Origin of the sequence: Pseudonocardia sp., from assembly GCF_035305885.1 — a bacterium.
Classification (GTDB): domain Bacteria; phylum Actinomycetota; class Actinomycetes; order Mycobacteriales; family Pseudonocardiaceae; genus Pseudonocardia.
Window position 1 is genome coordinate 183,491 of the sequence record NZ_DATGOP010000115.1, and the last position, 24,277, is coordinate 207,767.

25 protein-coding genes and 1 tRNA gene are annotated in these 24,277 nt (G+C 73.9%); 16 read left to right on the plus strand and 10 right to left on the minus strand.

The window, feature by feature from the left end; all coding sequences use genetic code 11:
- Positions 1-4 precede the first annotated feature (4 nt).
- On the minus strand, positions 5-964 hold the full coding sequence (locus tag VKZ81_RS25495) for a helix-turn-helix transcriptional regulator (RefSeq protein ID WP_324244213.1): 960 nt from the start codon (positions 962-964) through the stop codon (positions 5-7).
- 55 nt (positions 965-1,019) lie between these two features.
- Here VKZ81_RS25495 and VKZ81_RS25500 point away from each other — a divergent pair, with 55 nt between their 5' ends.
- Positions 1,020-2,147 (plus strand): epoxide hydrolase family protein, encoded by a 1,128-nt coding sequence (locus VKZ81_RS25500; protein WP_324244214.1) that lies wholly within the window; start codon positions 1,020-1,022, stop codon positions 2,145-2,147.
- Here the strand turns inward: VKZ81_RS25500 and VKZ81_RS25505 are convergent.
- Positions 2,135-2,839: a class I SAM-dependent methyltransferase gene (locus VKZ81_RS25505; RefSeq protein ID WP_324244215.1), complete on the minus strand. Its 705-nt coding sequence runs from the start codon at positions 2,837-2,839 to the stop codon at positions 2,135-2,137. The two genes, VKZ81_RS25500 and VKZ81_RS25505, sit on opposite strands and share 13 nt — an antisense overlap.
- A gap of 117 nt (positions 2,840-2,956) precedes the next feature.
- Between VKZ81_RS25505 and VKZ81_RS25510 the strand changes: the two genes are divergently transcribed.
- Positions 2,957-3,033 (plus strand) — tRNA-Thr (locus VKZ81_RS25510).
- Between the two features lie 43 nt (positions 3,034-3,076).
- Here VKZ81_RS25510 and VKZ81_RS25515 read toward each other — a convergent pair.
- Positions 3,077-4,456 carry an MFS transporter gene (locus VKZ81_RS25515; protein ID WP_324244216.1) on the minus strand — a complete coding sequence of 460 codons (1,380 nt, stop codon included), beginning with the start codon at positions 4,454-4,456 and terminating at the stop codon, positions 3,077-3,079.
- 57 nt (positions 4,457-4,513) lie between these two features.
- On the opposite strand from VKZ81_RS25515, the gene VKZ81_RS25520 reads away from it, so the two are divergent.
- Positions 4,514-4,969, plus strand: coding sequence for a MarR family winged helix-turn-helix transcriptional regulator (locus tag VKZ81_RS25520; protein ID WP_324244217.1), 456 nt, complete (start codon positions 4,514-4,516; stop codon positions 4,967-4,969).
- On the opposite strand, the gene VKZ81_RS25525 is transcribed toward VKZ81_RS25520, so the two are convergent.
- Positions 4,966-6,054, minus strand: a complete 1,089-nt coding sequence (locus VKZ81_RS25525) for a helix-turn-helix transcriptional regulator (RefSeq protein WP_324244218.1) — start codon at positions 6,052-6,054, stop codon at positions 4,966-4,968. The two genes, VKZ81_RS25520 and VKZ81_RS25525, sit on opposite strands and share 4 nt — an antisense overlap.
- A gap of 133 nt (positions 6,055-6,187) precedes the next feature.
- Between VKZ81_RS25525 and VKZ81_RS25530 the strand changes: the two genes are divergently transcribed.
- Positions 6,188-7,069: an NmrA family NAD(P)-binding protein gene (locus VKZ81_RS25530; RefSeq protein WP_324244219.1), complete on the plus strand. Its 882-nt coding sequence runs from the start codon at positions 6,188-6,190 to the stop codon at positions 7,067-7,069.
- Positions 7,070-7,092: 23 nt separating this feature from the next.
- Here VKZ81_RS25530 and VKZ81_RS25535 read toward each other — a convergent pair whose 3' ends face one another.
- Complete coding sequence (locus VKZ81_RS25535) at positions 7,093-7,929, minus strand: helix-turn-helix transcriptional regulator (protein WP_324244220.1); 837 nt, start codon at positions 7,927-7,929, stop codon at positions 7,093-7,095.
- 102 nt (positions 7,930-8,031) lie between these two features.
- On the opposite strand from VKZ81_RS25535, the gene VKZ81_RS25540 reads away from it, so the two are divergent.
- The 3 genes from VKZ81_RS25540 to VKZ81_RS25550 all read left to right on the plus strand — a co-directional run bounded on the left by VKZ81_RS25540 (position 8,032) and on the right by VKZ81_RS25550 (position 9,958).
- On the plus strand, positions 8,032-8,730 hold the full coding sequence (locus VKZ81_RS25540) for an SDR family NAD(P)-dependent oxidoreductase (RefSeq protein ID WP_324244221.1): 699 nt from the start codon (positions 8,032-8,034) through the stop codon (positions 8,728-8,730).
- Positions 8,727-9,098, plus strand: coding sequence for a hypothetical protein (locus tag VKZ81_RS25545; RefSeq protein ID WP_324244222.1), 372 nt, complete (start codon positions 8,727-8,729; stop codon positions 9,096-9,098). Before VKZ81_RS25540 ends, VKZ81_RS25545 begins: the two co-directional genes overlap by 4 nt.
- 113 nt (positions 9,099-9,211) lie before the next feature.
- Positions 9,212-9,958: a dienelactone hydrolase family protein gene (locus VKZ81_RS25550; protein WP_324244223.1), complete on the plus strand. Its 747-nt coding sequence runs from the start codon at positions 9,212-9,214 to the stop codon at positions 9,956-9,958.
- Positions 9,959-9,997: 39 nt separating this feature from the next.
- On the opposite strand, the gene VKZ81_RS25555 is transcribed toward VKZ81_RS25550, so the two are convergent.
- On the minus strand, positions 9,998-10,639 hold the full coding sequence (locus tag VKZ81_RS25555; RefSeq protein ID WP_324244224.1) for a VC0807 family protein: 642 nt from the start codon (positions 10,637-10,639) through the stop codon (positions 9,998-10,000).
- Positions 10,636-12,003, minus strand: coding sequence for a carotenoid oxygenase family protein (locus VKZ81_RS25560; RefSeq protein WP_414709471.1), 1,368 nt, complete (start codon positions 12,001-12,003; stop codon positions 10,636-10,638). Before VKZ81_RS25560 ends, VKZ81_RS25555 begins: the two co-directional genes overlap by 4 nt.
- Before the next feature lie 73 nt (positions 12,004-12,076).
- On the opposite strand from VKZ81_RS25560, the gene VKZ81_RS25565 reads away from it, so the two are divergent.
- From VKZ81_RS25565 to VKZ81_RS25585, 5 genes are all read left to right on the plus strand, one after another.
- The gene (locus tag VKZ81_RS25565) at positions 12,077-12,616 is read left to right on the plus strand and encodes a PadR family transcriptional regulator (protein ID WP_324244226.1); all 540 of its coding nucleotides are present in this window, start codon (positions 12,077-12,079) and stop codon (positions 12,614-12,616) included.
- A gap of 505 nt (positions 12,617-13,121) precedes the next feature.
- The gene (locus VKZ81_RS25570; RefSeq protein WP_324244227.1) at positions 13,122-13,706 is read left to right on the plus strand and encodes a hypothetical protein; all 585 of its coding nucleotides are present in this window, start codon (positions 13,122-13,124) and stop codon (positions 13,704-13,706) included.
- 219 nt (positions 13,707-13,925) lie between these two features.
- The gene (locus tag VKZ81_RS25575) at positions 13,926-16,451 is read left to right on the plus strand and encodes an ATP-binding protein (protein ID WP_324244228.1); all 2,526 of its coding nucleotides are present in this window, start codon (positions 13,926-13,928) and stop codon (positions 16,449-16,451) included.
- A gap of 45 nt (positions 16,452-16,496) precedes the next feature.
- The gene (locus VKZ81_RS25580) at positions 16,497-17,093 is read left to right on the plus strand and encodes a TetR/AcrR family transcriptional regulator (RefSeq protein ID WP_324244229.1); all 597 of its coding nucleotides are present in this window, start codon (positions 16,497-16,499) and stop codon (positions 17,091-17,093) included.
- A gap of 75 nt (positions 17,094-17,168) precedes the next feature.
- The gene (locus VKZ81_RS25585; RefSeq protein ID WP_324244230.1) at positions 17,169-18,338 is read left to right on the plus strand and encodes an MFS transporter; all 1,170 of its coding nucleotides are present in this window, start codon (positions 17,169-17,171) and stop codon (positions 18,336-18,338) included.
- On the opposite strand, the gene VKZ81_RS25590 is transcribed toward VKZ81_RS25585, so the two are convergent.
- Positions 18,317-18,526, minus strand: coding sequence for a hypothetical protein (locus tag VKZ81_RS25590; protein WP_324244231.1), 210 nt, complete (start codon positions 18,524-18,526; stop codon positions 18,317-18,319). The two genes, VKZ81_RS25585 and VKZ81_RS25590, sit on opposite strands and share 22 nt — an antisense overlap.
- A 217-nt stretch (positions 18,527-18,743) precedes the next feature.
- On the opposite strand from VKZ81_RS25590, the gene VKZ81_RS25595 reads away from it, so the two are divergent.
- The 4 genes from VKZ81_RS25595 (at position 18,744) to VKZ81_RS25610 (ending at position 22,043) form a co-directional block, all read left to right on the plus strand.
- On the plus strand, positions 18,744-19,583 hold the full coding sequence (locus VKZ81_RS25595) for a nitroreductase/quinone reductase family protein (protein WP_324244232.1): 840 nt from the start codon (positions 18,744-18,746) through the stop codon (positions 19,581-19,583).
- Positions 19,584-19,587: 4 nt separating this feature from the next.
- Positions 19,588-20,532 (plus strand): LysR family transcriptional regulator, encoded by a 945-nt coding sequence (locus tag VKZ81_RS25600; RefSeq protein ID WP_324244233.1) that lies wholly within the window; start codon positions 19,588-19,590, stop codon positions 20,530-20,532.
- Positions 20,533-20,606: 74 nt separating this feature from the next.
- Positions 20,607-21,602 carry a Gfo/Idh/MocA family protein gene (locus VKZ81_RS25605; RefSeq protein ID WP_324244234.1) on the plus strand — a complete coding sequence of 332 codons (996 nt, stop codon included), beginning with the start codon at positions 20,607-20,609 and terminating at the stop codon, positions 21,600-21,602.
- A 90-nt stretch (positions 21,603-21,692) separates the two neighbouring features.
- Positions 21,693-22,043, plus strand: coding sequence for a response regulator (locus tag VKZ81_RS25610; protein WP_324244235.1), 351 nt, complete (start codon positions 21,693-21,695; stop codon positions 22,041-22,043).
- A 19-nt stretch (positions 22,044-22,062) separates the two neighbouring features.
- Here VKZ81_RS25610 and VKZ81_RS25615 read toward each other — a convergent pair whose 3' ends face one another.
- Together VKZ81_RS25615 and VKZ81_RS25620 are read right to left on the minus strand one after the other, a co-directional pair.
- On the minus strand, positions 22,063-22,716 hold the full coding sequence (locus VKZ81_RS25615) for a response regulator transcription factor (protein WP_324244236.1): 654 nt from the start codon (positions 22,714-22,716) through the stop codon (positions 22,063-22,065).
- An 84-nt stretch (positions 22,717-22,800) separates the two neighbouring features.
- Positions 22,801-24,057, minus strand: a complete 1,257-nt coding sequence (locus tag VKZ81_RS25620) for an MFS transporter (RefSeq protein WP_324244237.1) — start codon at positions 24,055-24,057, stop codon at positions 22,801-22,803.
- Positions 24,058-24,277 lie beyond the last annotated feature (220 nt).

Sequence of the window (24,277 nt, forward strand, 5' to 3'; positions counted from 1 at the left end):
GGGGTCAGCCCGCGGGCAGGGCGCGGGCGTAGCGGTCGGCGAGGGTGCGGATGTGGTCGACCAGCTCGGGCGGCTCCGAGACGCGGAAGTCAAGTCCCAGCATCCCGATCCACACCGCCACGATCTCCAGGCTGTCGCCGCCGGTGACGAGCACACAGCGGTCGTCGTCCACCGTCTCCACCACGCCCACGGTCGGGTTGATCCGGGCGAGCACCTCCTCCGCGGGGGCGTCGACCTCGATTCGGGCGTGCACCGACCACCCCGCGAACGCGACCTGCCGCAGCACGAACGCCGTGTAGTCGCCGCCCGGCAGGGGGTCCGGGCGGAACCGCGGCCCGCCGGGCGCCTTGAGCCGCATCCAGTCCACGCGGTAGCTGTGCCAGTCCCGGGTGCGCCGCTCCCGCGCCACGACGTACCACCGCTGCTGCCAGCTCACCAGCCGGTACGGCTCGGCCTCCACGTGCTCGCCGTCGCGGTAGTCGAACCGGATGCCCACGTGGTCGCGCACGGCGACCGCGAGCTCGGTGAGCAGGGCCGGGTCCACCGCCGGGTCGGTGACGTTCGTGGCGGTGTTCGCGGGGCCGGTGGAGGTGCTCTCGTGCAGGGCGCGGACGCGGCGGCGCAGCCGCGAGGGCAGCACGTGCTCGAGCTTGGCCAGCGCCAGCGCGCTCGACTCCTCGATGCCGCGGACGGCGGTCACCGCCTGCAGCCCGACCGCGATCGCCACGGCCTCGTCGTCGTCGAGCAGCAGGGGCGGCAGCTTGCCCTGGTCGCCGAGCCGGTAGCCGCCGCGCGGGCCGCGGATCGTGTCGATCGGGTAGTCGAGGGCGCGCAGCCGTTCCACGTCCTTGCGCGCGGTCCGCTCGCCCACGCCGAGCCGGGCCGCGAGGTCCGCCGCGGGCCACGTGCGCGGGGTCTGGAACAACCCGAGCAGCGCGAGCAGGCGTCCCGAGGTTTCGCGCACATCCCCTCCGAGTACAGGAACGAACCGTGCCGGTACTGCTCCTGACGTAGCCGCCATGACCAGCACCCAGACGCTCCCCGTCCGCCCCTTCGAGATCGCGATCCCCCAGGCCGCCCTCGACGACCTGCAGCGCCGGCTGGAGAACACCCGCTTCCCGGTGCCCGCCCCCGGGGACGACTGGAGCCACGGCACGCCGGTCGGCTACCTGCGGGAGATGGTCGAGCACTGGCGGACGTCGTTCGACTGGCGGGCGCCGGAGGAGCGGATGAACGCCTTCCCGCAGTTCCTCACCGAGATCGACGGCCAGACCGTCCACTTCGTGCACGTCCGCTCGGCCGTCGAGGACGCCACCCCGATCGTGCTGACCCACACCTACCCGGGCTCGTTCGCCGACTTCCTCGACGTGATCGGCCCGCTCACCGACCCGGTGGCGCACGGCGGCCGCCCCGAGGACGCCTTCCACGTCGTGATCCCGTCGATCCCCGGCTTCGGGTTCAGCACCCCGCTGGCCGACGGCGACTGGACGGCGGCGAGGGTCGCCCGCACCTGGGACGCGCTCATGCGCGGGCTCGGCTACGACTCCTACGCCGCCCACGGCAGTGACATGGGTGCGAACGTCTCCCGCGAGCTCGCGATCCTCGACCCGGAGGGGTTCCTCGGCGCGCACGTGCTGCAGCTGTTCTCCTTCCCGTCCGGCGACCCCGCCGAGTTCGAGAGGATGACGCCCGCCGACCACGCCGCGCTGGAGTTCGCGGGCTGGTTCCAGACCGTCAACGGGTACGCGCAGATGAACGCCTCCCGCCCGCAGACGATCGCGGCCGCGCTGTCGGACTCGCCGGTGGGCCAGCTCGCCTACAACGAGCTGTTCGAGAACTTCGGCAACGGCACGAGCCTGGTCGGCCGCGACCAGGTGCTGATGCAGGTCACGCTCTACTGGCTCACCAACACCTCGGCCACGGCCGTGCGCTACTACCACGCCGAGCGGAACGCCGAGCCCGTCGTCAACCACGGCCCGATCGGCGTCACGGTCTTCGCCGACGACTTCAAGTCGATGCGGCCGTTCGCCGAGCGGGACAACACCAACATCGTGTCCTGGACCGAGCGTCCCCGCGGCGGCCACTTCGCCGCCATGGAGGTTCCGCAGGACCTGGTGGAGGAGATCCGGGCCTGCTACCGCCGCTGAGGCATCTCGAAGAAGATCATGGGGTTGGCGCCCGGCCCGCGGACCGGCGCCAGCCCCAGCTCCTCGCGCAGCCCGGTGAGCGCCGTGTAGGCGCCCCGGGCCTTCGCGCGGGACGGGGTGAAGAACGGCGCGCCCCGCTGCCGCAGCCACCGGACGACGACCGCCCCCTCGTGCAGCGGCAGCGTGGTGCGGAAGTGGTACACGTCGTGCACGCTCACCGGGATGCCGGACGGCACCCGCGGGAACAGGTGCCGCAGGTACCAGCGGGCGAACCGGCCGGTGTGCGCGGCGTCGACGAACAGGTAGCCGGCGTCGGCGGGCACCCGGTCCAGGGTCTCGGCGATGTCGCCCTGCACGAACGTCCAGCGGCCCTCGGCGAGGTCGCAAGGCACGTTGCGCACCACGTGGTCGACCCGGTCGAAGCTGTGCAGCGCCCCCACCCCGTTGTCGCGCAGGGCGGACAGGATCCACGACGTCGACCACCCGTGGAACGTGCCCAGCTCCACCACCACGCCCGGCTGCACGGCCCGCAGCAGCAGGTAGGTGATCTCCGCCTCGAGGTCGTCGAGCTGCGGGCGCATCCGCGAGCCCATCGACTCGGCGTACTCCCGCTGCTGCTTGCCCACCTCCGCGAGATCGCCCGCGTACTCCCGGTAGAGCGCACCGACGTACGCGAGGTCGATCTCGTTCACGGGCAGCCTCCCCGGGGGTCGATGTCGGGGCGGCAACTGTATCCGCCGGTCAGGGACACACCGGGCCGGGCGAAAGGGCGCGCAGGGGCGGTCGCTACACTGGGCCCCGCACCACTCGCCGCCTTAGCTCAGTCGGTTAGAGCGACGCACTCGTAATGCGTAGGTCTGGGGTTCGACTCCCCAAGGCGGCTCCAACCAGGGCAGGATCCACCGGCCGTCCGGCGGATGCCCTCCTGCTCACCGCCGTTCGGTCGGTCGCGGTTCGTCCACCGCGGCCCGTGGGATCGACACCGCGGGGACGATCGCGGCGAGAGCGCCGATCGAGATGACGGCGAGCCCGATGGTGAGGCCGGCTCCCGGGTGCGCGAGGAGCCCGCTGATCACGGCGAGGCCGACCGCGGTGCCGAACTGGAGCGCGCTGGACGCGGCGCCGGAGGCCACGCCGCTGTGCTCCGCAGGCACGCCGGTGGTGGCGGCGGTGAACATGGCGGGGAACACCAGGCCCATGCCGAGGCCCGCCACCGCGAGGCCGGGGACCGCGGCGAGGTAGCCGGCGCCGGTCGCGACGGCCGGGATGAGCGCGGCCGCCCCGGCGGCGCCGATGACCAGGCCGGTCGAGACGACGACGCCCGGTCCGCAGCGGGCCGGCAGCCGCTCGCCCACGAGGTTGCCGATCGTGATCGCCGCCGTGGGGAGCAGGAACGCGAGCCCCGCCTGCAGCGCGGTCAGGTCGAGGCCGGTGCGGAAGTGGATGGTCAGTACGTAGGGGATCGACTGCAGGGTGATCCCGAAGGCGGCGATGACGGCCGTCGCCGCCCGCAGCCCCTGGTGGGCGAACAGCGACAGCGGCAGCATCGGCGCGCGCACGGTGGCCTCCGTCCGCAGGAACACGCCGGCCGATACCGCGGCGGCGAACCCGGTGCCGAGGACGGCGACCGGGGAGACGCCGGGCTCGGACAGCTGTGAGACGGCGAGGACGAACAGCGTCGCGGCGGTCGTGCCGGTGATCGCGCCGACCGGGTCGAACCCCCCGCGGCCGATCCGCCCCGCGTCGGGGGCGAGGACGAGGACCGCGCCGACGGCGGCGAGCGCCGTGAGCGGCACGTTCACCAGGAAGACGCCCCGCCAGTCGAACTCGGTGAGGATCCCGCCGAGCAGGGCGCCGAGGCTCAGGCCGCTCGCCCCGGAGGCGGCCCACGCCGTCATCGCGCGGCCGCGGGCGCGGCCCTCGGGGAAGGTCGAGGTGATCAACGACAGGGTCGAGGGGAACAGCGCCGCCGCGCCCAGGCCCTGCAGCGCTCGCGCGACCAGCAGGACCGCGGGCGTGCCGCTGAACGTGCCGAGCAGGGAGGCCGCCGCGAACAGCAGCATCCCGAACAGGAAGGTCCGCCGCCTGCCGAGCAGGTCGGACAGGCGCCCGAACAGCAGCAGGAACCCGCCGAAGGTCAGGGCGTACGCGCTGACGACCCATTGCACCTGGCCGCCGGTGAAGCCGAGCTCCCGGTCGATGTCGGGCAGGGCGACGTAGACGATCGTGAAGTCGAGCCCGGTGATGAGCGAGGACAGCCCGAGCAGGCCGATCGCGAACCGGGTGCGGGCGCGGGTGGAAGGCGGCATGCGCAACTCCGAGTTAGTCATCAGTTGGTGACTGTCACCAACTGTATACTTCCTCGGGTGGCGAAGGAGCGTCGGATCGACCGGGCCGAACGGGACCCGGACCTCGGGATGCTGGCCGCGCGGCTGCTCTACCCGCTGCAGGAGGAGCTGTTCGCCCGGCTCGCCGAATGCGGCCACGACCAGGTGCGACCGCGGCACGGCGCGATCCTGGCCTACCTCGACGAGGCGGGCGCCACACCCACCGAGCTGGCGCGGATGTCCGCGCAGCACAAGCAGGTGATCGGCCGCCTGCTCGACGAGCTCGAGGACCTCGGCTACGTCGAGCGGCGCCTCAACCCGGCGGACCGCCGCAGCAAGCTCGTCGTGCTCACCGACCGCGGCCGGGACGAGCAGGCCCAGGCCGACCGGATCCTCGGCGAGATCGAGGCACGTCTCGCCCGGAAGATCGGCGAGGACCGCTACGCCCGGTTCCGGTCCCTCCTGCGCGACCTGGTCGGCCCCGACCCCGGTTAGCCGAGGACGCGGACCGTGTTCCCGGCGACCGCGGGTTGGGTGTGGTCGACGAAGAGCTTGGCCACGAGTTCCTTGCGGCTGGTCACGCCGACCTTGTCGAAGATGGCCTTGACGTGGTCGCGCACCGTGTGCGGCGACAGGTGCAGGCGGCCGGCGATGTCGCTGGTGGCGAGCCCGCCCGCGATCAGCTGGGTGATCTCGGCCTCGCGCGGGGACAGCTCGTAGGCGGCGATCACGACCGCGGCGACCTCCGACGCCTTGGCGGGTTCGATCACCATCGCCGTCGAGGTGACCCGCCCGTCCGGGCCGCGCAGGGCCGTCCCGTGGCAGATCAGCCAGCCGCCGGTCCGGGAACGGACCCGGATGCGGGCGTCCGCGGACGTCCGGGCCGACAGGGCGGTGCTCAAGACCCAGGCCGGCACGTCGATGCCGAACCGGGTGGGGAGCCCGGCGCTGGGCGGCATCTCGGCGAGCAGCCGCCGGGCTCGGGCGTTGATCGAGATCAGGTTGACGTCGGTGTCGAAGACCAGCACGCCCGCGCCACCGGAGTCGCCCGTGGATGGCACCGGCGCCGGCCGGGCGTAGGACCGCAGGCGGTGGGCGAGCGGGCCGGACAGGCGGCCGAGCAGGAGGGTGTCGTCGTCGTCGAACGGCCGTCGGCCGCGCTCCCGGAACAGGCTCAGCATCCCCCAGGCCCGTCCGTCGACCCGGAACACCGCGCGCAGCTCGTCTGCGAGGTTGCGCGGCCGCATGAACCTCTCGTAGAGCGCCGACATCCTGGGCCGGTCCCCGGTGGTCGCGCGCAGCGCCGCCGCGGGCACGGCGGCCCGGACCAGGTCGCGGAACAGGACGACGTTCTGCTCGAACAGCTCCGACTCCCAGTAGGCGCCGCAGCCGCCTTCGCTGAGGTTCTCCACGAGCACGGGTGCCGCGGTGAGCCCGGTGACCGGGTCCGTCGCCCGCCACAGGGCGGCGTCGAACGGGACGTGGCGCCGCAACCCGGTCGAGGTCCGGCGGAACAGCGCGAGCGCGTCGGGTGCCGTGGCGACACCGCTCAGCAGCTCGCGCGGCGAGGACGTGCGCACCTCGCCGATCGTCCCCGCGGTGCGGCCCGCCCGCCACCCCGCATTCGAGGGGGATCGCCCCGCAGACGCGGGATCCGGTTCCGGGCGCCGGGCCCGGATCGTGGTCGGCGTGTCCGATGGATCGGGGGAAGTGATGACTGGACAAGGACCGACGGTCCTCGTGGTCGGCGCCGCGGGGAAGTTCGCGGGGCTCGTCGTCCCCGAGCTCGCCGCGCGGGGCGCGGTCGTGCGGGGGTTCGTGCGCGGTGAGGCGCAGGCGGCGATCGCCCGGAAGAACGGCGCGGCCGAGGCCGTGCTCGGCGACCTGCGCGACGAGCGGAGCCTCGCCGAGGCGATGCGGGGCGTCGACGCCGTCTTCCACGTCGGGCCCGCGTTCGCCGTCGACGAGGCGCGGCTCGGCCTGAACGTCGTGGCGGCGGCGCAGCGCACCGGCGTCGCGAAGGTCGTGTTCTCCGGGGTGGCGCACCCGTCCGACCGCCTGGAGAACCACGCCGCGAAGCGCCCGGTCGAGGACGCCCTGTTCCGGTCCGGGCTCGAGTTCGTCGTCCTGCAGCCGGTGACGCTGTACCAGAACATCGCCGGGGCGTGGCCGGGCGTGCTGGAACACGGCGTGTTCGCCGAACCGTTCGCGAGCTCGGCCCGGATCGCCCGCGTCGACTACCGCGACGTGGCCGAGGTCGCCGCGATCGCCCTCACCGGGGACCGGCTCACGTACGGGACGTTCGAACTGTGCAGCGGCGAGGTGCTCGACCGCCACGAGGCGGCCGCGGTGATGGCCGAGGTCCTCGGTCGCCCGGTCCGGGCCGCCGAGATGAGCTTCGACGAGTGGGCCGCGGCCGTGGCCGGGCTGTTCGACGCGCGGCAGCTGGCCTCGTTCGGCGAGGTCTTCCGCCTGTACGACGATCACGGGCTGCGTGCCAACGGGGTGGTGCTCGAGGCCGTCCTCGGGCGCAGGCCGCGCACCCTGCGCGACTACGTCCGCGACCTCGCCGCGGGGGAACGGACCCAGGTGTGACGGTTTCCCGCGGGCGGCCTCCGTCAGGGCGCGAACCGTTCGAGACCGGTGACGCGGAGGAGCTCCAGCGCCGAAACCCCGGGCGTCCCGGGCGGGGCCGAGTAGACCAGGACGGCCTGATCGGTGTCCGGCTCCTGGAGGACGTCGCAGTCGAGGGTGATCCGGCCGAGCTGCGGGTGGTGGACCGTCGCGCTGCCGCCGCGCAGCCTCCCGGAGCGGGCGGCGCGCCACAGCTCGTCGAACCGCGCGCTGCCGCGCCGCAGGTCGGCGATGAGCCGGGTGAGGTCCCGGTCGTCGGGGTAGCGGGCCCGGGCGGTGCGCAGGCAGCCGACGCAGTCCGCGGCGGAGTCCGAGTCCGGCGGCAGCGGGATGCGGCCGAGGCCGGGACCGAGGAACCGCTGCCGGATGAGGTTGCGCTCGGCGGGAGGCATCGTCGAGAAGTCCCCGAACAGCGCGGCGGCGAGGGGGTTCCAGGCGAGCACGTCGGACTTGGCCGACAGCACCAGTACGGGCAGGTCGGACATCCGGTCGAGCAGGCGCAGCAGGCCGGGGCGGACGTGCATCGGGACGCCGCCCGTCCCCGGGGGAGCGGAGCCGGCCAGCCGGAACAACGTGTCGCGGTCGTCGTCGGTGAGGCGGAGCGCCCGGGCGAGTGCGCCGAGGACCTGGGGGGACGGCTTCGGGCCGCGGCCCTGCTCCAGCCGGATCACGTAGTCGACACCGACGCCGGCGAGCTGGGCGAGCTCCTCGCGGCGCAGCCCCGGCACCTGCCTGCGCCTGCCGGCGGGCAGCCCGACGTCGGCGGGCTTCACACGGGCCCGCGCGGTGCGCAGCACGGCGGCGAGCTCTGCCCTGTCCACCCCCCGCATCCTGCCGGATCGCCCGGTCGTGCGGGTGGGACCGCCGGTCCCATGCGTCGGTGGTCCTGGTGCCCGGCCCGGATGGCCGGTGACGCTGTCGCCATGGCGACGACGGCCCTGGTCACCGGGGCGAACAAGGGGTTGGGGCTGGAGACCGTGCGACGGTTCGCGGCCATGGGCTGGGACGTGTTCCTGACGTCCCGGGACGCGGCGCGGGGCAGCGCGGCGGCGGCGGAGCTGGACGTGCGGTTCGTCCAGCTCGACGTCACCTCCGACGGCTCCGTCGCGGCGGCCGCGGACGCCGTGGAGGCACAGGTCGGTCGGCTGGACGTGCTGGTGAACAACGCGGGTGTCGGCGCAGTGCCGCACCCGCCGGGGGACACCCGGGTCGCGGAGCTGCGGGAGGTGTTCGAGGTGAACGTGTTCGGCCCGGTGCGGGTGACGAACGCCTTCCTGCCGTTGCTGCGCGCCGCCGAGCACCCGAGGGTCGTGATGGTGTCCAGCGGGCTGGGCTCGGTCGTCGTGTCCGGTCGTCCGGACGCGCTCGCCCTGGTGCCTCCGCAGCTCGGCTACCCGGCGTCGAAGGCGGCGTTGAACATGGTCACGAGCCAGTACGCCCGAGCGCTGGAGGGCATCAGGGTGAACGCCGTCGACCCCGGCTTCACCGCGACCGACCTCACCCGCCACCGCGGTCACCAGACCGTCTCCGAGGGCGCCGAGGTGATCGTCCGGCTGGCCGACATCGGCCCGGACGGCCCGACCGGTGGCTTCTTCGACCGCAACGGGACCGTGCCGTGGTGACCTTGTCCGTCGGCCTGCACCCGGGCGCCGTCGACCACGGGCGCTACCCCGGCCTCGACGAGAAGACGTTGGCGGCCCGGATCGCGGCGGGTGAGGCGGCGCTGCGCGCGGCCCGGCTCGACGTCGTGACGTGCCAGGTCTCCGCCGACCCGGACGAGGCGGAGGCGCAGGTCCGCAGGTGCGTGGCCGGCCGACCGGTCGAGGCCGTCATGATCGGTGCGGGCCTGCGCACGGCGCCGGAGCACACCCTGCTGTTCGAACGGCTGGTGAACCTGCTCAACCGGCTCGTCCCCGGCGTGCGGTTCTGCTTCAACACCTCCCCGGAGGACACCGTCGATGCGGTGCGGCGGGGCAACCGTCGGGCGTGAGAGCCGCCGTGTGCGTCCCGGGGCGGGCCGCGAGCGATCACGGGTCGTCGATCCGGTTCCGCCGGCGGTGAACACGGGCCCGGCCGGGGCCGACCACGCCTACCGTCGGCGCCGTGACGGCCATCGCGACGCGCACGGTCACCTACCCCGCTGACGGCCTGACGATGGTCGGTCACCTCGCGCTCCCCGCCGGTGCCGACCGCAGGCCCGGGGTCCTGATCGGGCCGGAGGGGACGGGGGTCGACGACGTCCCGCGCAGGCGGGCCGAGGCCCTCGCCGAGCTCGGGTACGTCGCGCTGGCGTTCGACATCCACGGCGGGCGCTGGTTCACCGATCCGCAGGAGATGCTGGCGCGCTGCATGCCCCTGCTCGCCGACCCCGACCGGATGCGCGACATCGGCCGCGCGGCGCTCGACGCGCTGCGCGCCGAACCGCGCACCGACCCCGACCGGATCGCCGCGATCGGCTACGGCACCGGCGGCGCGATCGCGGTGGAGCTGGGGCGCGCCGGTGTCGAGCTGCGTGCGATCGCGACGGTCAACGGGCTGTTCCCGGGCCGGCCGGGCGAGGCGGCGAACATCCGCTGCCCGGTGTGGGCCGGGGTCGGCTCGGAGGACCCGATCCAGCCGCCCGCGCAGCGGGAGGCGTTCACCGCCGAGATGCAGGCCGCGGGGGTCGACTGGCGCCTCGTCGTCTACGGCGGCGCCCTGCACGCCTTCCACCAGGAGGTGACGCGGACCGACCAGGTCCTGCTCCCCGGCGTCGGCTTCCACCCGCGCCACGCCGAGCGGGCCTGGCGCGACGTCGTCGCCCTGCTCGACGAGTGCCTGCCCGTACCGCGCGATCGTGCAGCCGGCTGAGCCCCGCACCGACCAGGGCGGGAGCGCCGCGCGGACCCGTCACCCCCCGCGACGGGCCCGCGCGACGTACCGGACGTTCCAGCCGATCAAGCCGGCGAACGTCACGACGGTGAGGGCCGTGCCCAGGCCGACCACCACCGAGACCGGCAGCAGGTAGATCAACGGAACCCGCACCACCGCCAGCGAGAGCAGCCCCCCACCCCAGACCGCCGAGCTGAGCCGCACCCCGCGGCGCACCTCGGGGTTCGAGCGGAAGGCCTCGGTGAGCGCTCCCGCCTTGTGCGGGCTGAAGCTCTGCATCGCGGCCAGCGTGAGCGGGGTGCCCCACCTGCTGCTCACCAGGAACACGAGCGCCACCCCGGCCAGGGTGATCGAGTCCTGGACCAGAAGGACCCGCTCGTCGCCGCTCACCACGGCGAGCAGCAGGCCCACCCCGAACACCACGAGCATGAGCGTGGCGAAGGGGTTCAGCCTGCGGCGGCGCACGACCTCCCAGCCGATCCGCAGCCCGGCGACCCCCGTGGCAGCGAGCAACGCGGGCCAGTCCGCCACCCCGGCGACGTGCAGCGCGTAGTAGGTGGCCAGGGGCAGACCGATGTCCAGCCCGAGCCCGCGGACCACCGCCGCGGGCCGGAACCGGACCGCGTCCTGGAAGTCCTCATCGGTGGCGGCGGCGTTCACCGCGGTTCCAGGTCGGCGTCGGCGATCCAGGACCCGTGGAAGCCGGACGGCACCCCGCGCGGCAGCTGCACGGCGGCCACCGGTGGGCCGGCGACGTCGGTGGCGTCGAGCACGAGCAGCTGCGACGCGCTGCCGTCCCGGCGGGTGGTGATGGACAGCAGCCAGCCGTCGTCCTCCGCCCGGTCCGGCGCGCCGGACGGCACGAACACGGCCTCGCCCGCCACCGTGTCGGTCCCCAGGTCGTGCTCGGTGCGCGTGCCGTGGGCGGCGTCGAACTTGACGATCCCGGCGCGGCCCCGGGAGTCGGACACCGCGTAGCGGTAGCGGGCCTCCCGGCCGACGCGCTCGTCGTCGACGGTGGGGAACTCGACGGCGCGGTCGTCGAGCGGGCTCTCCGCGACGGTCCCGGAGGCGGGGTCGAGCACCCAGCGGTGCAGGCGGGCGGACCCGGTGGCGGCGGCGTCGGCGGCGAGCCCGGCGGGATCGGTACCCAGCCCGTCCCACATGGCCACGGCGTCGGCGGCGGCGTAGCGGGCGGCGTCGAGGACCACCCGGCCCGCCGCGTCGGTGTGCGCGTTGCCGACGTGGAAGACGTAGTTCGGCTCCACCTCGAACCAGCGGACGGTGCCCGGCCGGTCCAGCGGCATCACGCCGATGCGGGCGCCGTAGCGGTCGTCCCAGCCGTACGGCATGCCGCGGCCGAGCCGTTCGAGCTGGAACGTCATCGGCAGGTCGAGGAACACCGCGTGCCGATCGGTGATGGCGAAGTCGTGCATCATCGTGGCGCCCGGCACGTCGATCTCCGCGCTCTCCACGAGCTCGCCGTCCGCGGACAGCCGGTGGTAGGTCAGGTACGGCGGGCGCATCCCGTACCCGAAGAAGTGCAGCTCGCCGGTCGCCGGGTCGGTCTTCGGGTGCGCCGTCATCGCCGTGGTGAGCCGGCCGTCGAAGTCGCAGGTGCCGACGGTGTCCAGCTCGGGTGTGAGCACGTGCGGGAAACTGCTCTCGACCAGCGCCATGATCCGGCCCGCGTGCTCGATCACGTGCGTGTTCGCGTGCCCGACCCCGTGGTCGATCGTGCCGTCGGCGCGCACCAACGACTCGCCCGCCAGCGCCCGCGTGCGCACCCAGCGGTTGCGGTACCACTCCGCGCGCCCGTGGCGCAGCCGCACCCCGTGCACCATGCCGTGCCCGGTGAACCAGTGCGCCGACGGCTCGCCGGGCAGCGGGTTGGGCCCGTTGCGCAGGTAGCGCCCCACCAGCTCGGGCGGGAGCGCGCCCTCCACCGGGAGGTCGATCGCGTCGATCTCGTCGGCGACGGGCGCGAGGTGGCCGGTGACGTGCAGGTGCGGGGTGCTGGTCACGGCGAGGAGCATGCACCTGCCGCAATCGACATGTCAATACTGTCATGTCAGTTTTGACATGTACGATCTCGGCATGTCGTTGTCGCACGCGCTGCTCGGGTTGCTCGCCGTCGAACCGCGCAGCGGGTACGAGCTCACCAAGGCGTTCGCCGGCGATCTCGGCCGCTACGCGTGGCAGGCCGGCCACACGAGCATCTACCCGGAGCTGGCCCGCCTCGCCGAGCGCGGCTTGGTCGCCGTCACCGGGGAGGGCGCGCGGGGCAGTCGCACCTACTCGGTCACCCCGGAGGGCTACGCCGAGCTGCGGTCCTGGGTCCTCTCGCCGCCGTCGCGGGGGAAGGTGCGCAACGAGGAGGTGCTGCGCATGTTCCTGCTCTCCGCGCTCGATCCGGCCGATGCGCTGGTGGTGCTGCGCAGGATCGTCGAGCACGCGGCCGAGGAGGGCGCCCGGCTGCGCAAGCTGGTGGACGACGCCCCCGCCGCGATCCCCGCGGGCTCCGCCGGCTTCGGCTACCTCGCCGCCGAGTTCGGCGCCCGCCAGTTCGAGGCCGTGCACGGCTGGGCGCAGTGGGCGATCGAGAAGCTGGAGGCCGCCGCGGCCGAACCGGCCTGACCGCCCGGAGCCCGCGCACCGGGTCGACGGTGTTCGATCACGTCCATGAGCGATCTCGCCGGCGGCGCAGTCGTGGTCGCGCACCTGGTGCTGGCCGCGGTGTGGCTGGGCTCGATGGTCTACAGCCTCGCGGTCGTGCAGCCCCGGCTTCTTCGGCGAGTCGCGGTCTCAGTGCGCGCGAGTTGCGGTCTCGGTGCGCGCGAGTCGCGGGGTCAGTGCGCCCAGGTCGCCCGCTGGGCGCGCTCGCGTTCCCGCGGTCGTTCCCCACCGAGGAGGGCGCTGGCGAGAATCAGGTGATCGTTGACGCGATCACCGATTGTGGTCGCCTCCGCGCGGCCCATAGCGTGGCCGCGGTTCTCACCCGATCGACGCAACGGCGCCGTTCGCGGTCGTCCGCCTGGTGCGAAGTCGCGCGATCCCCAGCTCGCCGACCCCGGCCGACCGCTCGTGCCCGGTCCATCGCGGTGGGACGACGTTCCCCATCCTTGACCGGAGGAAGCCAACAGTGATCCGGAGCACCAAGCGCACGGTCGTGGCGGCGCTCGCCGTCTCGGCGGTCGCCGTCCTGCCCGCCGGCATCGCCCCCGCCGCGGCAGCGGCCGAGCCCGCCGCGGCGCCGGCGGCGTCGGCCGCGGTGGCGGAGGAAGGGCTCCGTCCCCTGATCGAGATGATCACGGCGGACAAGAAGGGCCGCTTCTACACGCTGAACGCCGCCGAGGCGGCCACCGCGGAGCGGGTGAACGGCTTCACCCGCACCGACGAGTCCGAGGGCATCAGCATGTTCAACCGCGAGAAGGAGGGCACGATCCCGGTCCACCGCCTGCGGCTGCGCAGCGGCCACCAGGCGTACCTGCTCGCCACGAACCCGGACGAGATCAAGAAGCTGAGCGACCCGGCCGACCCGGAGCGGCGGTTCGAGGACGAGGGCGTGCTCGGCTACGTCTACCAGCGGTCGCAGGGCGACGAGACCCTCCGGCTGGTGCGGTACACGAAGAACGGCGACTGGCGGGTCTCGGTGGAGAACCGCAAGGACCTCATCGACGCCGGGTTCCGCGTCGACGGTCCCCTCGGGCACGCCCCCAGGAGCTGATCGCGCGAGCGATCGACGCCACCACTGGCGGGCCGGTTTCGAACCGGCCCGCCAGTCGCGTTGCGGGCCCGTACGCTTCCCGGAGTATTCGCGGTGCCGCCCCTGAACCGATGACCTCATCCCCTGCGCACGGGATCGTCGTGATCCGACGTCCGGGACAACCGATCCGGGTGCGGGTGGGTCGTTCGGCCGGGATGGCGTCGACGAGGAGGAGCAGGGGTGTCCACGAGGCCCGATGAGCGTGCCACCGGGTTCGCCGTCGCGCTGCGCTCGCTGCGCGAGCGCGCGCTGCTCACCCAGGAGCAGCTGGCCGAACGATCCGGGCTGAGCGTGCGCACGATCCGCCGCATGGAACGCGGCAGCCCCGAGGGGCGCCCGCAGAGCGGGTCGCTGCGCCGCCTGATGGACGCCCTCGGCCCCGAGGCCTCGGAGCTCGCGCTGTTCGTGGATCCGGGCGGCGAGACGCGGACGCCGCCGCCCGAGCCCGCGGCTCCGGTGCCGCGGCAGCTCCCGCTCGCCCCGCCCCACTTCACCGGCCGCGACGCCGACCTCGCGGCGGTGGCCGAGGCGCGGGCCGGGGAAGGCCCGGTCATCGTCACCATCGACGGCATGGCGGGGATCGGCAAGACCGCCTTCGCCGTCCACGCCGCCCACCGGTGGTCCCCCGACTACCCGGACGGCCAGCTGTTCCTCGACCTGCAGGGCCACGCGCGCGGCGTACCGCCCGTCGACCCGGGCGACGCGCTGCACCGGCTGCTGCGCTCGCTCGGCGTCCCCGAGTCGCACGTCCCCGACGACGTGGCCGGGCGGGCCGCCCTGTACCGCAGCCACCTCGCCGAGCGGCGCGTGCTCGTGCTCCTCGACGACGCCGTGGACGAGGCCCAGGTCGCGCCCCTTCTCCCCGCGGCGCCCGGCTGCCTCGCGCTGATCACGAGCCGGGCGCGGCTCACCGGGCTCGACGTCACGCGCGCGCACACCCTGGACCTCCTGCCGGCCGAGGACGCCCTCGCGTTGTTCATCCGCACCTCCGGGCGCAGCGCCGGTGCGGCGGAGCCGACGGAGCAGCTGGCGGAGGCGGTCGAGCTGTGCGGGCGGCTCCCGCTGGCGATCCGGCTGGCCGCCGCCCGCCTGCGTTCCCGGCCGTCGTGGACCGCGGCCCACCTCGTCGACCGCCTGCGCGACGTCCGGTACGTCGCCGAGCTCGAGGCCGGGCACCGGAGCGTGGCCGCGGCGCTCGAGCTCTCCTACGTCCAGCTCGACCCGCAGCAGCGCCACGCCTACCGGATGCTGGGCCTGCACCCCGGCGTCGAGTTCGACCTCGCGGCGGCGACCGCGCTGATCGGGCGGTCGGCCACGGACGGCAGGCGGCTGGTCGACCACCTCGTCGACGCGCACCTGCTGCAGGAACCCGCCCCCGGCCGCTGCCGCTTCCACGACCTCACGCGCGTGCACGCCGCGCGGGCCGCCCGTGAGGAGGACGCCGAGCCCGACCGCCTCGCGGCGCTGCGCAGGCTCGTCGACCACTACTGCCGGTTCGCGCGCCGCGCCGTCGAGGCCACGTTCCCCTTCGACCGGGAGGACAGGTTCCGGTCGGCGTCGAGCCCGCTGGGCGAGCGGACCGCCGCCGACGACGCCCCCGCCGCCGCGGCGTGGCTGGAGACCGAGCTGCCGAACCTGCTCACCGCCGCGGAGCTCGCGGACCGGCACGGCTGGCCGGACCGGCTCGTCGAGCTGTCGGTGACCCTGCACCGCCACCTGCGCAGCCGCGGCCGGTTCCGGGACGCCGCCGACCTGCACGCCCGTGCGCTCGCAGCCGCCCGCGCGGTGGGTGACACCGTCGGTGAACTCGACGCGCTCAACGACCTCGGGCACATCCGCAGGCTCCGTGGGGAACGCGAGCGGTCCGCCGAGCTCTTCACCGAGGCCCAGCGGATCGCCCGGGCCGCCGCCGACCGCCACGGCGAGCTCAACGCGTTGATCGGGCTCGGCCAGGTGCACCTGATGCAGAGCAGGTACCCGCAGGCCGCGGGCTGTTTCACCGAGGCCCGCGGCATCGCTGCGCAGAACCGCTACCGCAGCCGCGAGCTGGACGCGCTGCTCGGGCTCGGCTGGGTGCACATGGCTCAGGGGATGCAGGCCGTCGGCGTCTTCGCGGACGCCAACGCGCTGGCCCGCGCCATCGGGCACCCGCAAGGCGAGGTGCTCGCCCTGAGCGGGCTGGCGCGCTCGTACCGGCTCGCCCGCCGGACCGCCGAGGCCGAGGCCCACGCCGAGCGGGCGTTGCAGCTCGCCCGCGCGTCGGGCGAGCAGGTCGGCGAGCTGGACGCCCTGATCGCGCTGGCGTCGCTGCGCCGCGACCGCGGCCTCCACGACGACGCGGACCTGCGCTACCGGGAGGCGCTGCGGCTCGCCGCCGAGATCGGCAGCGGCAGCTACCGGTTCGAGGCGCTGTACGGCATCGGGCGGCTCCACCACGGTGCCGGGCGGCACCGCGAGGCGCTGCAGCACCACGAGGAGGCGCTCGACCTCGCGACCCGGCTCGGCCAGGCCGCTGAACAGGTCCGCGCGTACGACGGGCTCGCGCACGCCGAGAAGGCGCTCGGCGACGGCGCCACGGCGCGCCGGCACTGGGAAACGGGGTTGGCGATCCTCGCCCGACTCGGCTCGGAGGGGACGGAGGACCCCGAGGTGGGTGTGGCGTCGATCCGCGAGCAGCTGCGGCATCTCGGCAGGTCGGACGCCTGAGCCCGCTATTGGATAGCTGGTTCCAAAACGTGTTACGGTGTCGGCGTGCCGCGCCCCCGGACCTTCGACGAGGATCGCGCCGTCGACGCCGCGATGCGCACGTTCTGGGTCAACGGCTACGAGGCCACCACCACGGAGGAGCTGTGCGCGGCCACAGGGCTCGGCCGCAGCAGCATCTACAACGCCTTCACCAGCAAGCACGAGCTCTTCCGGCGCGCGCTGGTCCGCTACCTGGACACGATGACGGCCGACCAGCTGGGCATCCTCGAAGACGAGGCGCGGTCGCCGGTCGAGCGGCTGCGGGACCTGTTCGCGGCGGTGGTCGACGGGGAGGTGGCGACGCGGCGCGACGGGCGAAGCATCGGCTGCCTCGCGGTCAACACCACCGTCGAGCTCGCAGGCCGCGACCCGGATGCGGCCGCGATCCTCGAGCGGGACCACGAGCGCCGCGCCGCGGCGCTGCGCGTCGTCATCGCCGCGGGCCAGCGGGCCGGTGAGATCACGTCGCGGCGCGACCCGGACGCGCTCGCGCACTACCTCATCGCCGTGATCGGCGGCATCCGCGTCTCCGGGCAGGCCGGGGCGGACCGGCCCACCCTGCAGTCGATCGCGGATGCGGCCCTCGATGCGCTGACCGGTTGACCGCGCCTCGGCGGTCGCCTGCCACCTTCGCTTCCGCTTGTTATGTATGGATCAGTCCAAAACATCGGAGGAGTCGTGCCCCGCGCCGTGTACGTACTGGCCCTCGGCATCTTCGCCATGGTCACGAGCGAGTTCGTGGTCGCGGGCCTGATGCCGCAGATCGCGGCCGGGCTCGACGTCTCGATCCCCCAGGTCGGGTACCTGATCACGGCGTTCGCCGTCGCGATGGCCGTCGGCGGGCCCGTGCTCACCGTGTTCGTGATGCGATTGCGGCCGAAGACCGCGTTGATCGGGCTGTTCGCGCTCTTCCTCGCCGGAAACGTGCTGGCCGCGGTCGCGCCGAACTACCCGGCGATGCTGGTCGCGCGGCTGGTCACCGGCACCGCCTCGCAGGCGTTCTTCGGCGTCGCCGTGTCCGTCTGCGCGGTCCTCGTGCGGCCGGAGGTGCGGGGCAGGGCGACCTCGGTCGTCCTGAACGGCCTCATGTTGGGCACGCTGCTCGGGCTCCCGCTCGCCACGTTCGTCGGCGACGCGTACGGCTGGCGCACCGCGTTCTGGGCGATCTCGGGGCTCACCGTGCCGGCGGCGCTCTGCACGCTCGCCTGGGTGCCTCGGCTCGCGCGGGTCGCGGCCGGCCCGCTGCGCACGGAGCTGGGCGTGTTCCGGCGGCCGCGGCTGTGGCTGGTGCTGTCGACCAGCCTGCTCGTGATCGGTGCGACGTTCTCCGCCTTCAGCTTCCTCAACCCGATCCTCACCCGGGTCACCGGCTTCGACCCGGCCGCCGTCCCGGTGCTGCTCGTGGCCTACGGCGCCGCGACCGTCGTCGGCAACGTGGTCGTCGGGCGCCTCGCCGACCGCCACGCGCTCGCCGTGCTCGTCGGCGGGCTCTCGCTGAACCTGGCCTTCCTCACCGGCTTCGCGCTGTTCGCCCAGCTCGGCGTGGTGGCTGTGGTGTGCGCGGTGGGGATCGGCCTCGTCGGCGTGACGATGAACCCGGCGCTGGTCGTGCGGGTGCAGCGGGCCGGCAACGTCGGCCCGCTGGTCAACACGATCCACGGCTCGTTCATCACGGGCGGGATCATCGTCAGCTCCGCCGTCGGCGGGCTCGTCATCGACGCGTTCGGGCTGCGGGCGCCGCTCTGGCTCGGGGCCGGGCTCGCGCTGCTCGGGCTGCTCACGCTCGTGCCCGACCTCGCCCGCCGTCGGGCCGCGCCGGAGCTGCGTCAGCGCCAGGTCGTGGCCTGAGCGGCGAAGAGCTCGGGGTCGCTCGCGGCGGCGAGGCCGGGCACCGCGCCGCGCAGCGACGTGAACTGCGGGTGCTCCGGGAGGGGCCGGGCCTCGGCGCCGAGGGCGGCCGACCAGAACCGCGCGGCCCGGTCCGCCTCCGCGCTGGGGGTGCCGATGATGACGGCGTAGACGCGGCTTCGGTGCACCCGCCGGACGCTGGTTGCCAGCTCCCGGCGCGATCACGTTTGTGCGATCACGCGCGGCCCGCTAGCGTCACGCGGCGTGACTGCCGGGTCGGCCATGGGCCACACACGGAAGGGGCGCCCGGCCGGCGCGTGACGCGCCCGCGGGCCCGCAGCCCGCCCTCTCCCCGAGGTTCCCGCACCCGTTCGGAGGCTTCGAGAGAGAGGATCGACCACCCGCATGCCCGCTGACTTCCAGCGATGGGTCATCGACGAGTTCCGCGCCAACGGCGGACGCGTCGGCGGCCCGTTCGCAGGCGCCCGCCTGCTCCTGCTCACCACCACCGGCGCACGCTCCGGCGCCCCGCACACCGTGCCGCTCGCCTACCTGCCCGACGGCGAGCGGTTCCTCGTGATCGGCTCTGCGGGCGGCTCGCCGCGCCACCCGGACTGGTTCCGCAACCTCGTCGCGAACCCGCAGGTCATCGTCGAGGACGGGGTCTTCGTCACCGACGCGAAGGCCGTCGTGCTGCAGGGGGAGGAGCGCGACCGGGCCTTCGCCCGCGCCGTGGAGACCGACCCGGGGTGGGCGGAGTACGAGGCCAGGTCCGGGCGGGCACTGCCGGTCGTGGCGCTGTACCCGCAGCCCGGTCCGCCGCGGTTCGCGGGCGAACCGGTCAGCACCGGTACCGCGCTGACCCGGATCCACGACGCGTTCCGGCGCGAGCTCGCCCTGATCCGCGCCGAGGTCGCGGCCGCGGGCCCGACCGTCGGCGCCCAGTTGCGCGTCAACTGCCTCACGCTCTGCGCGGGCCTGCACAACCACCACGTGGGCGAGGACGGCGCGATCTTCCCGATGCTCGCCGAGCAGCGGCCCGACCAGGCGCCGACCCTCGACCGGCTGCGGGCCGAGCACGGGCGGATCGCGGCGCTCGTCGACGACCTGCAGGAGGTGCTCGCCGGGCCGGCCGACCCGGCGCGGCTGCGGGACGAGGTCGACCGCCTCACCGAGGAGCTCGAGGCCCACCTGGCCCGAGAGGAGGCGGATCTCGTCGCGGCGCTGGACGCGGCCTTAGGGTGATCGCGTGACGGGCGACGTGCTGATCCGCCAGCTCGAGTACCTCGTCGCCTTGGCCCGGGAGCGGCACTTCGGGCGCGCCGCGCGTGCCTGCCACGTCAGCCAGCCCGCGCTGTCGGCCGCGATCCGCAGGCTGGAGCGCGAGCTGGACGTCCCGATCGTGCTGCGCGGGCAGCGGTTCGGCGGCTTCACCCCGGAGGGCCAGCGGGTCGTGGGCTGGGCCCACCGGATCCTCGCCGAGCGCGACGGGCTGCGCACCGATCTGGACCGGATGCGCGGCGGGCTGAGCGCGACGCTGCGGATCGGGGCCATCCCCACGGCCGTGCCCGCGACACCGCTGATCACCGCCCGGTTCGAGGCCGCCCATCCCCGGGCCCTCGTGCGGATCGAGGCGCTGTCGTCCCGGGAGATCGCGCGCCGGCTCGCCGACTTCGAGCTCGACGTCGGGGTCACCTACCTCGACGACGAGTCGGCCGCCTCGATGAAGGTGGCCCAGCTGTACCGGGAGCGCTTCCTGCTGCTGATGCCCGACGACTGCCCGCTGGCGGAGGAGGCGGTCGTGGAGTGGGCCGCCGCGGCGGAGCTGCCGCTGTGTTCCCTCACGCCCGACATGCGCAACCGGCGGATCCTCGACGCCGCGATGGCGACCGCCGGGACCCGGCTCACGCCCGTGGTGGAGACCGACAACGTCGGTGCGATCTACGCCCACGTCGCGAAGCGGGGGCTCGCCAGCATCGTCTCGCACGCGTGGGTGCACGCGTTCGGCGTTCCCCCCGGCAGCCGCGTGCGCCCGCTCGCGGAGCCCAACCCGAATCCGCCGGTCGGGCTGGTCGCGCTGCCGCGGGAACCCCCGTCGATCCTCGTGGCCGCGGTGTGGGCCGCGATGGAGGGCACCGACCTGTCCGCCGAGCTCGAGCGCTCGCTCGCCGAGGCGATCGACCGCGGCGCGTAGTCTCGAACGCCCGTTCGGATCCTTCCACGGGGTTGTCCACAGGTTGTGGAACCACCTGGGTGAGGATGGTCGGCATGACGAGCGTCCGTTGGGGAGTGATCGGTCCGGGCAAGATCGCGGCCAAGGTGGTGCAGGACTTCGTGCACCTGCCCGACGCCGAGGTCGTCGCGGTGGCATCGCGATCGGCCGACCGCGCCAGGGCGTTCGCCGACGCCAACGGCGTCGAACGGGCCTACGGGTCCTACCGGGAGGTCGTGGACGACCCGGACGTGGACGCGCTCTACATCGCCACGCCGCACCCCCAGCACCGCGCGGCGGCGCTCGCGGGGATCAAGGCGGGCAAGGCGCTGCTGGTCGAGAAGTCGTTCACGGTCACCCCGGCCGCCACGCGGGAGATCGTCGAGGCCGCCCGCGGCGCCGGTGTGTTCGTGATGGAGGCGATGTGGACCCGCTTCCAGCCGGCGATCGTGCGGCTGCGCGAGCTGCTCGCCGACGGCGCCATCGGCGAGGTCCGGGGGGTGCAGGGCGAGCTGGGGGTGGACGCCCCCACCGACCCGACCGACCGCTTCTACAACCCCGCGCTCGGCGGCGGTGCCCTGTTCGACCTCACCGTCTACCCGGTCTCGTTCGCGCAGATGCTGTTCGGCACGCCGGACTCGGTCTCCGCGCACGGTGTCCTCACCCCGTCCGGCGTGGACGTCGAGGAGGCCGTGCAGCTCGGCTGGGCCGACGGGCGCACGGCCTCGCTGTTCACGTCGATCCGCTGCGCGACCCCCGGCCAGATGCGGGTGTTCGGCACCGGCGGGTGGATCGACGTCCTGCCCCGGTTCCACCACCCGGACACGATCGTGCTGCACCGCGCCGGCCGCGAGCCGGAGGAGATCACCCGCCCGCACACCGGCGGTGGTTACTTCCACGAGCTGCGCGAGGTGACCGACGGCGTGCTCGCCGGGCGGACGGAGAGCGCGGTGATGCCGCTCGCCGACACGATCGCGGTGCAGGACGTGCTCGGCGCGGTGGCCGACCAGCTCGGGATGCGACCGCAGGAGGGCCCGGCCGAGCTGGACTGAGTCGCCCGATCGTGGGCTGTCCTTCCGGTTACCTTCAATGTGCACCGGTGGCCCCGCTGCGATCCTGATCGCGTGGGGCGGTGCATGATCGTGGACGACAACGAGGGTTTCCTCGCGGTCGCCCGCGATCGCCTCACGCGCGACGGCATGGACGTCGTGGGCACCGCCACCTCGCAGCGCGAGGCGCTGCGGCTCGCGGAGCAGCTGCACCCCGATGTCGTGCTCGTCGACATCAGCCTCGGCGCCGAGAGCGGCTTCGAGGTCACCCGCCGCCTCGTGGAGGACTTCCCCGACCTCGAGGCCCGCGTCGTGCTGATCTCCACCCGCGACGAGGACGACTTCGCCGACCTGATCGCGGCGAGCCCGGCGGCCGGCTTCCTGCCGAAGGACCTCCTGTCCGCCGGGGCCGTGTGCGCCCTGGTGGGCGCCGCGCGCAGCTGACCGCCGCGCCGGGCGGCGGTCAACGCTTCTCGAGGAACGTGAGCACCGCGAGCACGCGACGGTGGTCGTCGTCGGTGTCGGGCAGGCCCAGCTTGGTGAGGATGCTGCGCACGTGCTTCTCGACGGTGCCCTCGGTGATCCACAGCCGGCGGGCGATGCCCGCGTTGGACCGGCCCTCGGCCATGAGCGCGAGCACGTCGCGTTCGCGTTCGCTGACCACGGCGAGGGGGTCGTTGCGCTTGCGGGCGCTGACGAGCTCCTGCACCAGCGCCGGGTCGACGACCGAGCCGCCCCGCGCGATGCGCTCGAGCGTCTCGATGAACTCGGCGACGTCGCTGACCCGGCTCTTGAGCAGGTACCCGATCCCCCGCCCGCTGGCGAGCAGCTCCATGGCGTGGTCGACCTCGGCGTGGGCGGACAGGACGAGGATCCCCACGTCCGGGTGGCTCCGGCGGATCTCCTTGGCCGCGTCGAGCCCCTCCGTGGAGTGCTCCGGCGGCATCCGGATGTCGACGATCACCAGGTCGGGTTGTTCCTCGCGCACCAGCTCCAGGAGGCGCGTCGCGTCGCCGGCCTGCCCCACCACCTCGAACCCGCTCCGATCGAGCAGGCTGGCCAGGCCCTCCCGGAGCAGGACGTCGTCATCGGCAACGACAACCCGCACCGCGGTCATGCCGCGATTATCGGTGCCCGCCGCGGCACTTCCCACACCGAGGCCGCCCCTCGTCCATATGCGCGCGATCCGTTGCACCGTCCGCTACGCGGCGGCCGACCCGCGCTGCTCCCGTCGCGCGACGTGGGCGGTCAGCGCGGCCGCGACCAGGCAGGCCACCGCGCCCATCGCGAGGCCGGCCCGCCCGCCGAAGTGCTGGCTCACGTACCCCGCGATCGGGCCGCCGATGGGGGTCGAGCCGAGGAACGCGACCGCCCACAGCGCCATGACCCGACCGCGCATGTGCGGCTCCGAGCTGAGCTGGAGCGTGCTGTTGCCCGTGGACTGGAACGCCACGCTCGCGGCGCCGACCAGGCCCATCCCGAGCAGCGCGAAGCCGAGGTTCGGGGCGAGCGCGGTCGCGAGCATCGCCAGGCCGAACGCGAAGGCGGCGGCCGCGAGCGACCACAGCCCGGTGCGGCCCCACGCCGCCATGCACAGGCCGCCGATCACCGCGCCGACGCCCATCGCGGCGGTGAGGAAGCCGTAGGTGCTGGCGTCGCCCGCGAACGTCTCGCTGGCGACGATCGGCAGCACGACCTGGAACTCGTAGGCGAGGCACCCGATCAGCGCCATCGTCAGCAGCGGCACGGCGAGCACGGGCGTGCGGCGAACGTAGTCGAAGCCCTCGCGCAGCTGGCCGGGCGCGCGGGGCGCAGGCGTGGTCGGGGTGAGCGCGGCGAGGTCGAGGCGCATCAGCGAGCCGATGACGAAGGCGAAGCTGAACGCGTTGAGCAGGAAGCACACGGCGATGCCGCCGGTGGCGATCACGATGCCGGCGAACGCGGGCCCGACGGCGCGCGCGACGTTCGCGAGCACCGAGTTCAGGCTGACGGCGTTGCGCAGCTTGTCCGGCCCCACGAGCTCGAGCACGAACGTCTGGCGCGCCGGGTTCTCGACGCAGTTGACCGCTCCGAGCACGAACGCGAGCACGTAGACGTGCCACAGCTGGACGGTCCCGGTGGCGGTGAGGACACCGAGGGCCGCCGCCTGCGCGCCCATGACGACCAGCAGCGCGATGATCAGCTTGCGCTTGTCGAGCCGGTCGACCACGACGCCGGCGTACGGGCCGAACAGCAGGATCGGCAGCGTCTGCAGGGCGACGACCACGCCGACGGCGGTGGCCGACCCGGTGAGCTGCAGGACCAGCCACGACTGCGCGATCGTCTGCATCCAGGTGCCCGCGAGCGAGACGGCCTGGCCCGAGATGTAGCGGCGGTAGTTCGGGGTGGAGAGGGAAGCGAACATCTGGCGACGCAGCGCGTCGAGCGGAGCGAGCGTGCGTTCGCCGATCAGCGTCATATGACCTCCGTATAGTTGCTTGCCAATAGGCAACTATACGCTCGTCTGACGGGTGCCGCCGCGCGAGGCGCGCTCACCCGCGCGGCGAACCCACGCCGTCGGCGAGTCGCGCTCTGGATGCAGGCGAGTCGCGTTCTCGGTCTCGGCGAGTCGCGCTCTGCGTGTGCGCGAGTCGCGGCGTGAGTGTGCGCGAGTCGCGGTGAGGATGTGCGCGAGTCGC

Coding starts and splice junctions, on each gene's coding strand:
- VKZ81_RS25530 (WP_324244219.1), top strand. CDS start 6,188: ATGACTGGACAAGGACCGACGGTCCTCGTGGTCGGCGCCGCGGGGAAG.
- VKZ81_RS25500 (WP_324244214.1), top strand. CDS start 1,020: ATGACCAGCACCCAGACGCTCCCCGTCCGCCCCTTCGAGATCGCGATC.
- VKZ81_RS25565 (WP_324244226.1), top strand. CDS start 12,077: ATGTCGTTGTCGCACGCGCTGCTCGGGTTGCTCGCCGTCGAACCGCGC.
- VKZ81_RS25540 (WP_324244221.1), top strand. CDS start 8,032: ATGGCGACGACGGCCCTGGTCACCGGGGCGAACAAGGGGTTGGGGCTG.
- VKZ81_RS25595 (WP_324244232.1), top strand. CDS start 18,744: ATGCCCGCTGACTTCCAGCGATGGGTCATCGACGAGTTCCGCGCCAAC.
- VKZ81_RS25605 (WP_324244234.1), top strand. CDS start 20,607: ATGACGAGCGTCCGTTGGGGAGTGATCGGTCCGGGCAAGATCGCGGCC.
- VKZ81_RS25515 (WP_324244216.1), bottom strand. CDS start 4,456: ATGCCGCCTTCCACCCGCGCCCGCACCCGGTTCGCGATCGGCCTGCTC.
- VKZ81_RS25620 (WP_324244237.1), bottom strand. CDS start 24,057: ATGACGCTGATCGGCGAACGCACGCTCGCTCCGCTCGACGCGCTGCGT.
- VKZ81_RS25615 (WP_324244236.1), bottom strand. CDS start 22,716: ATGACCGCGGTGCGGGTTGTCGTTGCCGATGACGACGTCCTGCTCCGG.